Below are 13,257 nucleotides of genomic sequence, written 5' to 3'. Positions count from 1 at the left end.
GGACATGTGGTTGTCCCCCGTGCCGCGTCGTGCGGGTTCGGGGGCCCGGGTCGCGCTGGGAGGTCGGGCGGGGAGGCGCGCCTCGGGCGTGCCCGCGGCCGACGGCGAACCGTTGCCGGGCGAGGTAGAGCCCTGGTCATCCGGCGGGACGACCAGGGCTCTACCGCTGCCTACTCAGAGCTCAGCGCTCGACCTCACCGGCGATGAAGGCCTCGAGCTGCGCACGGCCCTTCGTGTCCTCCATCTGGACCGGCGGGGACTTCATGAAGTACGTCGAGGCCGAGAGGATCGGGCCGCCGACGCCGCGGTCCTTGGCGATCTTCGCGGCGCGGACGGCGTCGATGATGATGCCGGCGGAGTTGGGGGAGTCCCACACCTCGAGCTTGTACTCCAGGTTCAGCGGGACCTCGCCGAACGCACGGCCCTCGAGGCGCACGTACGCCCACTTGCGGTCGTCGAGCCACGCGACGTAGTCCGACGGGCCGATGTGGACGTTGCGGTCCTCCTTCTTGCCGCCGAGCGGGCCCTCGAGGTTCGAGGTCACGGCCTGCGTCTTGGAGATCTTCTTGGACTCCAGGCGCTCGCGCTCGAGCATGTTCTTGAAGTCCATGTTGCCGCCGACGTTGAGCTGGTACGTGCGGTCCAGGACGACGCCGCGGTCCTCGAAGAGCTTGGCGAGCACGCGGTGCGTGATCGTCGCGCCGACCTGCGACTTGATGTCGTCGCCGACGATCGGGACGCCGGCCTCCTCGAACTTCGCGGCCCACTCCGGGTCGGACGCGATGAAGACGGGGAGCGCGTTGACGAACGCCACGCCGGCGTCGATCGCGGCCTGCGCGTAGAACTTCGCGGCCTGCTCCGAGCCCACGGGGAGGTAGCAGACGAGCACGTCGACCTGCGCCTCGCGCAGCGCGGCGACGACGTCGACCGGCTCCGCGTCCGACTCCTCGATCGTCTGCGCGTAGTACTTGCCGACGCCGTCGAGGGTCGGGCCGCGCTGGACGGTCACGCCGAGCGGCGGGACGTCCGCGATCTTGATCGTGTTGTTCTCGGAGGCGTTGATGGCCTCCGAGAGGTCGAAGCCGACCTTCTTCGCGTCGACGTCGAACGCCGCCACGAACTCCAGGCTCGACACGTGGTAGTCGCCGAACTGGACGTGCATGAGGCCCGGGACGGTGCTGCTCGGGTCGGCGTCACGGTAGAAGTGCACGCCCTGGACGAGGGACGATGCGCAGTTGCCTACGCCGACGATGGCGACGCGGATGGAGGTCATCCTCGCTCCTTGGTGTTCGTTGTTCCAGGGTCCTCGGGACGCCTCGCGCCGTCGGGCTCCTGCTCGGATGGTTCCGCAGGATGCGGGGTGCTGCTGGACCGCGCGCGGGCGGCGCCCCGGGCGTGCCCGGAGCTCCTGTCGCGCTCGGTGGTGATGAGACCGTCGAGCCAGCGCACCTCGCGCTCGACCTGCTCGAGTCCGTGACGTTGCAGCTCGAGCGTGTACTCGTCGAGCCGCTCGCGCGTGCGAGCCGCGGACTCCCTGACCGCCTCCAGCCTCTCGGTGAGCCGGGTGCGCCGGCCCTCGAGGATGCGGATGCGGGTCTCGGCGTCGGTCTGCGCGAAGAACGCGAACCGGACGTCGAAGCTCTCGTCCTCCCACGCCGCCGGCCCGGAGGAGGCCAGGACGGTCTGGAGGTGCTCCTTGCCCTCGGCCGTCAGCTCGTAGACGATCCGCGCGCGCTTGCCCGAGAGGGCGGGCGCGAGGGTCGACTGCGCGGCCGACTGCTCCGTGCCGGTGATGAGCCCGCGGGCCACCAACGACTTGAGGGCGGGGTACAGCGAGCCGTAGGAGAGCACGCGGAAGGATCCGAGCATGATGTTGAGCCGCTTGCGCAGCTCGTACCCGTGCAGCGGCGCCTCCTTGAGGAGCCCCAGGATCGCGGTCTCGAGCACAGGCGTCTTGCTCCGCACGATCCCACCTCCTGACGCTCCTCGGCGTGCCCCCGGTGGGGCTCGCTGGGATCTGGTTCGACCCGATGTATCGAGTCGATACATCGACAGGTTAGGTCGTCCCGATGTGTCGTGCAATCCCGATCGGACTGTGACACGCGTCGCCGGGCATGTGAAGAACCCGCGGAGGCGGCGGGACGCCCGGGCGAATCAATGGCGGACGATCCCGCTCACGGTGCGCTGAACCCTTGTCGGGACAGGGTGACGCCCTATTGTTCAGGGTGGTCCGGCGTGCGCCGACCTCGTGCCCGACGGCGGCCCGCCCCCGAGGCAGGGCCCGTCCCGTCGGTCAGGTGGTCCCCGCACGGCGGTCCACGGGCAGGCCCGCGGTCGACGCGAGCCGGCTCCTCGATGCCCCCCAGAGGAAGGTAGACCGTGGCGCGATCCACGAGGACGAACGGACGGACGACCCCGCGCGGGCGCCGTCGGTTCTTCAACTACCCACGCTCGCACGTCAAGGGCGTCCGTCGCTGGCTGCCGTCGTGGCGCGTGGTCGTCGGGACCATGCTGACGGGCATCGCGCTCGTCGCCGGCGTCGGCGTCGCCGCGTGGTTCACGACCGAGGTCCCGACGAAGCTGCCCAGCGTGGGCGCCCAGACGTCGACCGTCTACTGGGGCGACGGCACCACCGAGATGGGCAAGTACGCGGTCGAGGACCGCGAGATCGTCGACTACGCGACGCTGCCGCCGTACGTCGGCAACGCGGTCGTCGCGTCCGAGGACCGCACGTTCTGGACGAACTCCGGTGTCGACGTCAAGGGCATCGCGCGCGCCTTCTACAACAACATCAAGGGTGGCGGTCGTCAGGGCGCGTCCACGCTGACGCAGCAGTACGTCGAGCGGTACTACACGAACACCGTGACCGACTACGCGGGCAAGGCGCGCGAGGCGATCCTCGCCGTCAAGATCACCCAGGAGCAGGACAAGTCCGAGATCCTCGGCAACTACCTCAACACCATCTACTTCGGCCGTGGCGCCTACGGCATCCAGGCGGCCGCGCAGAAGTACTACGGCGTGAACGCCGCCGACCTCACCGTGTCGCAGGCGGCGATGATCGCCGGCATCATCCCCAGCCCCACCAACTGGGACCCGGCCGTCAACCACGCCCAGGCCGAGGAGCGGTGGCAGCGGACGCTGCGGAACATGGAGGAGGACGGCCACATCACCGCCGCCGAGCGCCAGGCGGCGGTGGACGCGGGCTTCCCCGAGGCGGTCGAGTACGTGAAGTCCCAGAAGTACGAGGGCCCCACGGGCTACCTCCTCGCCATGGTGGAGAAGGAGCTGGCCGGCGAGGGGATCGGCATCAGCGAGGACGCCCTCACGAGCAAGGGCTACAAGGTCACGACGACGATCGACCCGGCCATGCAGCAGGCGGCCGTCGCGACGGCGGACTCGCTCCCTCAGGAGGGCCGCGACGAGAACCCGGTCTCCCCGAACCTCCGGACCGCGATCGTCTCCGTCGACCCCAACGACGGGTCGATCCGCGCCCTCTACGGCGGCAAGAACTTCCTCGAGAACCAGTACAACAGCGCGACTCCCGGCGCGGCGCAGGGTGGCTCGACGTTCAAGCCGTTCACGCTCATCGCGGGCCTGGAGAACGGGCACACGCTCGACGAGCGCTTCGACGGCAACTCGCCCAAGACCTTCCCCGGCGCCAACAACGGCGAGGACTGGAAGGTCCGCAACTTCAGCGACCACGACTGGGGGAACGTCGACCTCACCGAGGCGACCGCGCAGTCGGTGAACACCGCCTACGCCGAGCTCAACCTCGAGGTCGGGCCGGAGAAGACCGCCGACGTCGCGGCGCGCCTGGGCATCAAGGCCGACGTCGGGTCGAACCTGGCGAACGTGCTCGGTGACGCGACGGTGACGCCGCTCGAGCTGACCAACGCCTACGCGACCATCGCGGCCCAGGGCATGAAGGCGACCCCGCACATCGTGGCCTCCGTGACCGACTCCCGCGGCAACCTCGTCTACGAGGCGCCGGGGGCCGACAAGCGGACGCAGGAGTTCGACCCCGAGGTGATGGCAGCGGCGACGTACGCGCTCTCCCAGGTCGTCGAGACGGGTTCGGGCAAGCCCGCGCAGGCGATCGGTCGTCCCGCGGCAGGCAAGACCGGTACGTCGACGGACAACAAGTCCGCGTGGTTCGCCGGCTTCACCCCCGGTCTCGCGACGGTCGTGGGCCTCTACCAGTCCGGGCCCGAGGGCGAGCAGGAGCAGATCACGCCGTTCGGCAAGTGGGTCAACAGCGAGATCACCGGTGGCTCGTGGCCGGTCGAGGCCTGGACGTCGTACATGCAGACCGCTACGGCGAACCTGCCCGCGGGGGAGTTCCCGGCATACACCCCGCCCAAGCCGAAGCCGACGGAGACGCCGACCGAGACCCCGACGGAGACCCCGTCCGAGGAGCCGACGCCGGAGGAGACCGAGGAGCCGCAGCAGCCGGAGAACGTGGCCGTGCCGTCCGTCGTCGGCATGGAGGCGCGTGCCGCGCGGGCCCAGCTCGAGGGCGCGGGGCTCAAGGTGCGGATCACCGAGGAGTTCTCCGACCAGCAGCCCCGGGGGTACGTCATCAGCCAGTCCTCGATGGACCAGGTCCCGCCGGGCTCCACCATCGCGCTCGTCGTCTCCAAGGGCACCGACCCGGGCCAGCAGCCGCCGCCCGAGACGCCCGACCCGGAGGACCCGGACCCGTCGCCCACGGAGACCGGGAACCCGGGCGGCGGAGGCAACCCCGGCGGGGGTGGCGGCAACGCCGGCGGCATCATCCCGGGCAGAGGCTGACCCGCCGGTCGGCCGCAGATTTCCGGGCGCCCGCGCCGAGCGGGTACCCTGGGGAGCTGCCGTCCGCCCGTCGGACGGCAGCAGCACGTAGGCATGAACCCTCCTGTCACGGAGAGACCGTGACCGCGAAGACCAGAGGAGGTGGGTTATCCGCATGCGTCAGTACGAACTGATGATCATCCTCGACCCCGAGATCGAGGAGCGCACCGTCGCCCCGTCGCTCGACAAGTACCTGTCGGTCATCAAGACCGACGGCGGCTCCGTCGACAAGGTGGACATCTGGGGTCGTCGCCGCCTGGCGTACGACATCAACAAGAAGTCCGAGGGCATCTACGCGGTCGTCGACTTCACGTCGACCTCCGACACCGCCAAGGAGCTGGACCGTCAGCTCGGCCTCAACGAGGTCGTCCTGCGGACCAAGATCCTGCGCACGGACGCTCGCTGATCCTCCCCGCGTCCCCCCGTTCGACCGTCCCGCACCGGGATGCTGCACGCCGTAGCGCGTGTGGGCGCCGCGTGGTGGGATGAGCGACGCGAGAACGTTACGAGCGAGGCGCGCGGCGCCGTCGACGACACAGACGACACACGAAGGAGCTGGCCATGGCAGGTGACACCGTCATCACGGTGATCGGGAACCTCACGGGAGACCCGGAGCTGCGTTTCACCCCCTCGGGTGCGGCGGTGGCCAACTTCACGGTGGCGTCCACGCCGCGGACCTTCGACCGCCAGTCGAACGAGTGGAAGGACGGGGACACCCTGTTCATGCGCTGCTCGATCTGGCGCGAGGCCGCGGAGAACGTCGCGGAGTCGCTGACGAAGGGCATGCGCGTCATCGTGCAGGGCCGCCTCGTCCAGCGCTCGTACGAGACCCGCGAGGGGGAGAAGCGCACCGTCGTCGAGCTGCAGGTGGACGAGATCGGTCCTTCCCTGCGCTACGCCTCCGCGAAGGTCACCCGCGCCCAGCGCTCGGGTGGCGGTGGCGGCGGCTTCGGCGGCGGTGGCGGCTACGGAGGTGGCGCCAACTCCGGTGGCGCCTCCGGCGGCGGATTCAGCTCCGGCGGCGGTCAGCAGCAGAGCGACGACCCGTGGGCCACGGCTGGTCCCGCGTCGTCCGGTGGTTCGTTCTCCGACGAGCCCCCGTTCTGATCGTCCGCCACTCCCAGAACACACACCCGTCCCCGCGGGTGCCGCGCCGCTCGTCGGCGCGGCCCGCGCGCGGGGATCGCACCTTGTAGAGGAGCAACACCATGGCGAAGCCTGTGGTGCGCAAGCCCAAGAAGAAGTCCAACCCGCTGAAGTCGGCCAAGATCGAGTCGGTCGACTACAAGGACACGGCGCTGCTGCGCAAGTTCATCTCCGACCGCGGCAAGATCCGCGCGCGTCGCGTGACCGGCGTCTCCGTCCAGGAGCAGCGCCAGATCGCCCGTGCGGTGAAGAACGCGCGCGAGATGGCGCTGCTGCCGTACACGTCGACGGCTCGCTGAGCGGGAGGGAGAGAACTCATGGCCAAGCTGATCCTGACCCACGAGGTCACCGGTCTCGGTGAGCCCGGCGACGTCGTCGAGGTGAAGGACGGGTACGCCCGTAACTTCCTCGTCCCGCGCAAGCTCGCCACGCCGTGGTCCAAGGGCGCCGAGTCGCAGGTGACTGCGATCCGCAAGGCGCGCAAGGCCCGCGAGATCGCGTCGCTCGACGACGCGAAGGCGATCCGCGACTCGCTGCAGTCGAAGCCGGTCGTCGTCGAGGCGAAGGCCGGCGCTGCCGGTCGCCTCTTCGGCGCCGTCACGACGGCGGACATCGCGTCCGCCGTGACGGCTGCCGGTGCGTCGGTCGACAAGCGCAAGATCGAGATCGGCCAGCCGATCAAGGCGACCGGGGACTACACGGTCTCCGTCCGCCTCCACCCGGAGGTCTCCGCGACCCTCGCGGTGAAGGTCGTCGCTGCCTGATCTGCTGCTGAGCAGTCCGCGAAGGCCCGGCCCCTCCTCGGAGGGACCGGGCCTTCGTCGCGTCCGGCCGCGGTCTCGACGGCTCAGGCGGCACCGGTGACCATCCAGGCGCTGCCGCGCGCCCGGAGCCCGGTGGTGAGGGCGCGCGCCGCCATGAAGACCCCCGCGAAGGCGAGCCACAGCCACGCGAGGCCCGCTGCGCCGTCGGGCGCCCAGTGCCGGACGGCGAGCGCGAACGGCGCGTAGACGACGAGCGTGAGCATGCCCGCCCAGGCGAGGAAGCGGCCGTCCCCGGCGCCGATGAGGACGCCGTCGAGCACGAAGACCCAGCCCGCCATCGGCAGGAGGGCGCCGCACACCGCCATGCCGACGGCGACGGCGGTGCGCACGTCGGGGTCGGACGTGAAGAGGAGCGCGAACCACCAGCCGCCCGCGGCCATGACGACGCCGAGCCCGGCCCCGGCGGCGACGCCCCACTGGAGGGTGCGGCGCAGGACGGCGCGGACGCGCGGGACGTCGTCGGCCCCCAGCCCGTGCCCGACGAGCGCCTGCGCGGCGATGGCGAGCGCGTCGAGCGCGAAGGCCGCGAGCCCCCAGACCGAGTTCACGACCTGGTACCCCGCGAGCGTGACCTCCCCGAGCCCGGTCGCGACGAACACGGTGAGGAGGATCGAGAGGCGGAGCGACAGCGTGCGGACGAAGAGCGGCGCCCCGGCGCGCGCGTTGGCCCAGATCCCGCCCGCGGCGGGCCGCAGCGACGCACCGTGCCTCCGGGCGCCGCGCACGACGACGACCACGAGCACTGCGCCCATGGTGAGCTGGGCGACGGCCGTGCCGATCCCGGACCCCGCGATCCCGAGCCCTGCCCCGTAGACGAGGACGACGTTGAGGACCGCGTTGAACGTCGCGCCGCCCGCGGCGACCCACAGGGGCGTCCGCGTGTCCTGCATACCACGCAGCACGCCGGTGGACGCGAGGACGAGGAGCATCCCGGGGAGCCCGAGCGCGGACCAGCGGAGGTAGACGACGGCGTGCTCGGCGACCTCGCCCGTGCCGCCCATCGCGCCGACGGCCCACGGCGCGGTCGTCCACAGGACGGCGGCGAGGAGCGCGCCCAGCCCGACGGCGAGCCAGAGGCCGTCGATCCCGGACTGGAGCGCCTCCCGCGTGTGGCCCGCGCCGATGCGGCGCGCGACGGCGGCCGTGGTCGCGTAGGCGAGGAACACGCACAGGCCCACGAGCGTGACGAGGAGGGTCGACGCGAGGGACAGGCCCGCGAGCTGCGCGGTGCCCAGGTGGCCGACGACGGCGCTGTCGACGAGCACGAACAGCGGCTCCGCCACCAGCGCGCCGAGCGCCGGGACGGCGAGGGCGAGGATCTCGCGGTCGATCCGGGACCGAGCGCGGCGACCTGTGGACGACGCACCGGGGCCGGAGGGCGGCTCGGTGTCGCCGGGGTGGCCGGGCGGTGTCCGGCGTGTCGTCGGCGTGTCGCCCGACTTTCTTTCTTCCACACCCCTGAGGGTAGTGATGAGGCTGGTCAGAGGCCGCTCGCGGCGATGTACACAGCAAGATCGTGAGGTTGTCCACACCGTTTTCCACCGGGTGTGCACAGTGTGGGGGACTGTGTCCACAGGAACGGGGGTCCCTGTCCACCGGGTGTGCACAGGGCCGTTTGCAGGGCGTCGGGGAGCGATCTAGTGTCGCGGGGTCGTGCCTGTCGGAGGCGGGGGGCGCGGCCACCGGGACAGTCGTGTGGGTGGCCCGCGGTAGAACACGTGTACGACGAAGAGTGGTCCCGGTCGTGCGGTCCCGCAAGGGCCGTTCCAGTCCCGGGGGAGCGAGGGGCGCATGTCGATCGAGGAGCTCGAGGAGAGCTACGGAGGGCCGGGGCCGTCGGGGTTCGACCGGACGCCGCCCCAGGACGTCGCCGCCGAGATGAGCGTGCTCGGCGGCATGCTGCTGTCGAAGGACGCCATCGCCGACGTCATCGAGCAGATCCGCGGCTCCGACTTCTACCGCCCGGCGCACGAGATCGTCTACGAGTCGATCATCGACCTCTACGGTCGCGGCGAGCCTGCCGACGCCATCACCGTCGTCGCGGAGCTGACCAAGCGCGGCGAGCTCCAGCGCATCGGCGGCGCGCCCTACATCCACGACCTCATGGCCGGCGTCCCGACCGCCGCCAACGCCGGGTACTACGCGCGCATCGTCCGCGAGCGCGCCGTCCTGCGTCGTCTCGTCGAGGCGGGCACGCGCATCGTGCAGCTCGGCTACGCGACCGACGGCGGCGACGTCGACGAGATCGTCAACAACGCCCAGGCCGAGGTCTACGCCGTCACCGAGCGGCGCACGACCGAGGACTACCTCCCGCTCTCGGAGATCCTCGGTCCGACGTTCGACGAGATCGAGGCCGCGCAGGGGCGCGGCGAGGGCATGACCGGCGTCCCCACCGGCTACTCGGACTTCGACCGGCTCACCAACGGCCTGCACCCCGGCCAGATGATCGTCGTCGCGGCGCGCCCGGCCATCGGCAAGGCGCTCGCGCTCGACACGCCGCTGCCCACGCCGTCGGGCTGGACGACGATGGGCGAGGTCGCGGTCGGTGACCTGCTGGTCTCCGCGGACGGGACGCCCACACGCGTCGTCGCCGCGACCGAGGTCATGGTCGACCGCCCCTGCTACGAGGTCGAGCTCGACGACGGCACCGTGATCGTCGCGGACGCGCAGCACCAGTGGGTGACGTCGACCCGTGCTCAGCGACGCGCGGTCCGCGCCGGCGAGACGCCCGAGGCGTCCGTCCGCACGACCGAGGAGCTCGCCGCCACGGTCCGCTGCGCCACGGCGGACAACCGTGCGAACCACTCGATCGCCACGACGGCGCCGCTTGACCTTCCCGAGGCCGACCTCCCGATCCACCCGTACGCGCTCGGGGTCTGGCTGGGCGACGGCAGCTCTCGGCGCGCAGAGTTCACGTCCGCCGACCCCGAGATCGCGATGCGGCTCGAAGGCCTCGGACACGTCGCACACCCGACCTCCGACGACCTGCTCGCGCTCGGCCTGCCGACGGCCGGTGAGATCCCCGTTGCCTACCTGCGTGCGAGCGAGACGCAACGACGAGAGCTTCTCGCGGGTCTGCTCGACACGGACGGGACGGTCACGCCACAGGGAAGCGTCCAGATCGCTCTGACGAGCGAGCGGCTCGCGCTGGAGACGCGAGAGCTCGTCCTGTCCCTCGGGTACCGCACGGGGTGGTCGACGAAGACCGTCCAAGGTCGGACCGAGGCCTCGTCCACGGCGTACACGATCACCTTCACGACCGAGGACGACGTCTTCTGGCTGGAGCGCAAGCGGCTCGTCCACAAGGAGCGCCGTCGCCCCGGGACCGCCCGGCTCACCTCACGGTTCGTGGTCGACGTCCGACGCGTCGACCCGGTCCCGGTGCGCTGCGTCGAGGTGGACCACCCGTCGCACCTGTACCTCGCGGGGCGATCGATGGTGCCGACGCACAACTCCGTCCTCGGCATCAACGTCGCGACGCACGCCGCGGTGCACCACCAGATGGCGGCCGTCATCTTCTCCCTGGAGATGAGCCGCAACGAGATCACCATGCGTCTGCTCGCCGCCGAGGCGAAGGTGCCGCTCACGCGGATGCGCTCCGGGAAGATGGACGAGCAGGACTGGCAGAAGCTCGCCTCGACGATGGGCAAGGTCGCCGAGGCGCCGCTGTTCATCGACGACTCGCCGAACATGTCGCTCATGGAGATCCGGGCCAAGTGCCGTCGGCTCAAGCAGCGGCACGACCTCAAGCTCGTCGTCATCGACTACCTCCAGCTCATGAGCTCCGGCAAGCGCGTCGAGTCGCGCCAGCAGGAGGTCTCGGAGTTCTCGCGCGCGCTCAAGCTGCTCGCGAAGGAGCTCGAGGTGCCCGTCATCGCGATCTCGCAGCTGAACCGTGGTCCGGAACAGCGTGGCGACAAGAAGCCGCAGATGAGCGACCTGCGTGAGTCGGGCTGCCTCACCGAGGACACGAAGATCCTGCGCGCCGACACGGGCGCCGAGACCAGCCTGGGTGAGCTCTTCGCGCTCAACGCGAAGGACGTCCCCGTGTGGGCGCTCAACGACCGGCTCCAGTACGTGCGCCGTCACCTCACGCACGTGTTCCCTACGGGTGTGAAGCCCGTGTTCCGAATGCGACTGGCGTCGGGCAAGGAGATCGAGGCGACGGCGAACCACCCGTTCCTCACCTACGACGGTTGGACCGCGCTCGGGGACTTGGAGGTGGGCTCGCGCATCGGTGTGCCGCGCCACGTGCCGGGGCCGGAGCGGAACCTGGAGTGGGACGACCGCAAGGTCGTCATGCTGGCCCACCTCCTCGCGAACGGTGCCTCGCGTGGCGCCCGCACCGGGCACACGAGGGTGATCGGCGCGGTGCGATCCGCGTCTGCCGAGTGGCTCGAAGACCTCGGACTACGCGCGGCGAGCGCGAGCGAGGGGTTCGTCCCTGCGAGCGTCTTCCACCTGCCGAAGCGGCAGATCGCTCTGTTCGTCAAGCACCTCTGGTCGACGAGCGCCGACGTGCGTATCAGCGCGGACGGGAGCGGCGGCCGGATCCGCTTCACCTCCGGCTCCCGCGCGGTCGCCGACGGCGTCGCTCGGCTCCTGCTCCGCTTCGGAATCTCCACCAACGTGCGACCGGGGCTCGACGGCTCTTCCGTCACGCTCGAGATCACCGAGCGTGACGACCAGCGTCGCTTCCTGCAGGAGATCGGGCTCGAAGGCCCCCAGAGTGAGAACGCCGCTGAGCTTCTGGCGATCGTCCGCTCCCAGCGCTCGGCGACGCACGTCGATACCGGACCACAGCACGTGTGGGACGTCGTCCGCGACCTGCTCGTGGAGGAAGGTCCGACGGTGTCCGCCCGGCCCAGCGTCGTGGAGGGTGCCGCGGGGCCGAGCGACGCACTGTGGCGAAACGGTCTCTCCCGGCACCGCCTCGGCAAGATCGCGGCAGTGCTCGAGAGCGAGGAGCTGGAGATCATGGCGGTCAACGACCTCCTGTGGGACGAGGTCGTCTCGATCGAGCCGGTGGGGGAGAAGCAGGTCTACGACGCCACGGTCCTCGACGGACACAACTTCGTCGCCAACGGCATCGCGGCACACAACAGCATCGAGCAGGACGCCGACGTCGTGATCCTGCTCCACCGCGAGGACGCCTACGAGAAGGAGTCGCCGCGCGCGGGAGAGGCCGACCTGATCGTCGCCAAGCACCGTAACGGCCCCACCGACACGATCACGGTCGCGTTCCAGGGTCACTACCAGCGCTTCGCCGACATGCAGATGTAGCGACCGCTGTCCGCCGATGTCCGCTGCCGAGATGCGGACTGCGGAGCATTGACCGATCCCTTCGCCCAGTCTGGCCGCCGGCGAGTGGCAGCACACCGTTCAGCTGCCCCACCGCCTCCACACGCCTGCTGTGCGTGATCGCTCGGGCGTGGACTGCCGGCACGGGACGTTCGTGGTCGCGCGGCTCGTCGTAGCGCCGACGCACCGTCGCCCCGCGCGAGCCCGGGCCCCTGCCGGTCGGGACGCGGCCGACAGGAGACCCGGGATCGGGGCTCGGAGGGCGTCAGCGCATCGCGGTGACGGGGAATCCGTCCATGTCGTCGAACGACTGGTTCTCACCGGCCATGGCCCAGACGAACGAGTACGCGGCCGTCCCGACGCCCGAGTGCACGGACCAGCTCGGGGAGATGACGGCCTCCCGGTCGCCCACCACGAGATGGCGGGTCTCCGAGGGCTGCCCGCAGAGGTGCACGACCCGCGCGTCGGCGGGGACGTCGAAGTACAGGTAGCACTCGGTGCGGCGGTCGTGCGTGTGCGCCGGCATGGTGTTCCACATGCTGCCGGGGTGCAGCGACGTCACGCCCATGACGATCTGGCAGGACTTCACGCCGTTCTCGTGGATGTACTGGTTGAGCGAGCGGCGGTTCGACGTGACCTGGTCGCCGAGCTCGCGCACCGTGCCCTGGCCGGGCAGCGTGAGCACCGTCGGGTAGGCGGTGTGCGCGGGCGCAGAGAACAGGTAGAACGCGGCCGGGCCCTCGTCGCCCGAGCCGGCGTTCGCGAACACGACCTCGCGCACGCCCCGACCCACGTACAGGCAGGCGCCCTTCGGCAGCTCGTGCACCTCGCCGTCGGTCGTCACGGTGCCCGCGCCCCCGACGTTGACGATGCCGACCTCGCGGTGCTCGAGGAAGTACTCGCTACGGATCTCGTCGTAGGTGGGCAGCGGCAGCGGCGCGTCGCCCGGAACTGCGCCGCCGAGGACGATGCGGTCGTGGTGGGTGTAGGTGACGTTCACCTCGCCTGGGACGAACAGGTCCTGGACGAGGAATCGGTCGCGCAGCTCCTGCGTCGTCGCTCCGGTGATCTGCTCGGGGCTGGTGGCGTAACGCTGTTCCACGGTTCTGCTCTCCTGGTAGTGCGGGTTGGTGCTCGGTCAGGCTTCGGTCGGCCT

At 70.6% G+C, this 13,257-nt stretch carries 10 protein-coding genes; 6 read left to right on the top strand and 4 right to left on the bottom strand.

What is annotated here, in order from left to right:
- Positions 1–181: 181 nt before the first annotated feature.
- Both ACZ4MO_RS13960 and ACZ4MO_RS13955 read right to left on the bottom strand, forming a co-directional pair.
- Entirely contained in the window at positions 182–1,273 is a 1,092-nt protein-coding gene (locus ACZ4MO_RS13960; RefSeq protein WP_021482832.1) for an inositol-3-phosphate synthase, read from the bottom strand.
- Positions 1,270–1,965 carry a PadR family transcriptional regulator gene (locus tag ACZ4MO_RS13955; protein WP_021482833.1) on the bottom strand — a complete coding sequence of 232 codons (696 nt, stop codon included), beginning with the start codon at positions 1,963–1,965 and terminating at the stop codon, positions 1,270–1,272. Before ACZ4MO_RS13955 ends, ACZ4MO_RS13960 begins: the two co-directional genes overlap by 4 nt.
- Positions 1,966–2,379: 414 nt before the next feature.
- Between ACZ4MO_RS13955 and ACZ4MO_RS13950 the strand changes: the two genes are divergently transcribed.
- The 5 genes from ACZ4MO_RS13950 (at position 2,380) to rplI (ending at position 6,740) form a co-directional block, all read left to right on the top strand.
- Positions 2,380–4,791, top strand: a complete 2,412-nt coding sequence (locus ACZ4MO_RS13950; RefSeq protein ID WP_175009439.1) for a transglycosylase domain-containing protein — start codon at positions 2,380–2,382, stop codon at positions 4,789–4,791.
- Positions 4,792–4,945: 154 nt separating this feature from the next.
- Complete coding sequence (rpsF, locus tag ACZ4MO_RS13945) at positions 4,946–5,236, top strand: 30S ribosomal protein S6 (RefSeq protein WP_009863694.1); 291 nt, start codon at positions 4,946–4,948, stop codon at positions 5,234–5,236.
- A 155-nt stretch (positions 5,237–5,391) separates the two neighbouring features.
- Complete coding sequence (locus ACZ4MO_RS13940; RefSeq protein WP_021481583.1) at positions 5,392–5,937, top strand: single-stranded DNA-binding protein; 546 nt, start codon at positions 5,392–5,394, stop codon at positions 5,935–5,937.
- Positions 5,938–6,038: 101 nt separating this feature from the next.
- Positions 6,039–6,275 (top strand): 30S ribosomal protein S18, encoded by a 237-nt coding sequence (gene rpsR / locus ACZ4MO_RS13935; protein ID WP_021481584.1) that lies wholly within the window; start codon positions 6,039–6,041, stop codon positions 6,273–6,275.
- A gap of 18 nt (positions 6,276–6,293) precedes the next feature.
- Positions 6,294–6,740: a 50S ribosomal protein L9 gene (rplI, locus tag ACZ4MO_RS13930; RefSeq protein ID WP_047230914.1), complete on the top strand. Its 447-nt coding sequence runs from the start codon at positions 6,294–6,296 to the stop codon at positions 6,738–6,740.
- Between the two features lie 83 nt (positions 6,741–6,823).
- Here rplI and ACZ4MO_RS13925 read toward each other — a convergent pair whose 3' ends face one another.
- Positions 6,824–8,254, bottom strand: a complete 1,431-nt coding sequence (locus tag ACZ4MO_RS13925) for an MATE family efflux transporter (protein WP_175009440.1) — start codon at positions 8,252–8,254, stop codon at positions 6,824–6,826.
- A 337-nt stretch (positions 8,255–8,591) separates the two neighbouring features.
- Between ACZ4MO_RS13925 and dnaB the strand changes: the two genes are divergently transcribed.
- On the top strand, positions 8,592–12,083 hold the full coding sequence (dnaB, locus tag ACZ4MO_RS13920) for a replicative DNA helicase (RefSeq protein ID WP_175009441.1): 3,492 nt from the start codon (positions 8,592–8,594) through the stop codon (positions 12,081–12,083).
- Positions 12,084–12,366: 283 nt separating this feature from the next.
- Here dnaB and kduI read toward each other — a convergent pair whose 3' ends face one another.
- The gene (gene kduI / locus ACZ4MO_RS13915; RefSeq protein ID WP_175009442.1) at positions 12,367–13,203 is read right to left on the bottom strand and encodes a 5-dehydro-4-deoxy-D-glucuronate isomerase; all 837 of its coding nucleotides are present in this window, start codon (positions 13,201–13,203) and stop codon (positions 12,367–12,369) included.
- Positions 13,204–13,257: the final 54 nt, after the last annotated feature.

It is taken from the genome of Sphaerisporangium cinnabarinum, from assembly GCF_055567015.1.
The sequence above is the reverse complement of the archived record's forward strand: the minus strand, read 5'-3'. Positions and strand labels throughout refer to the sequence as shown.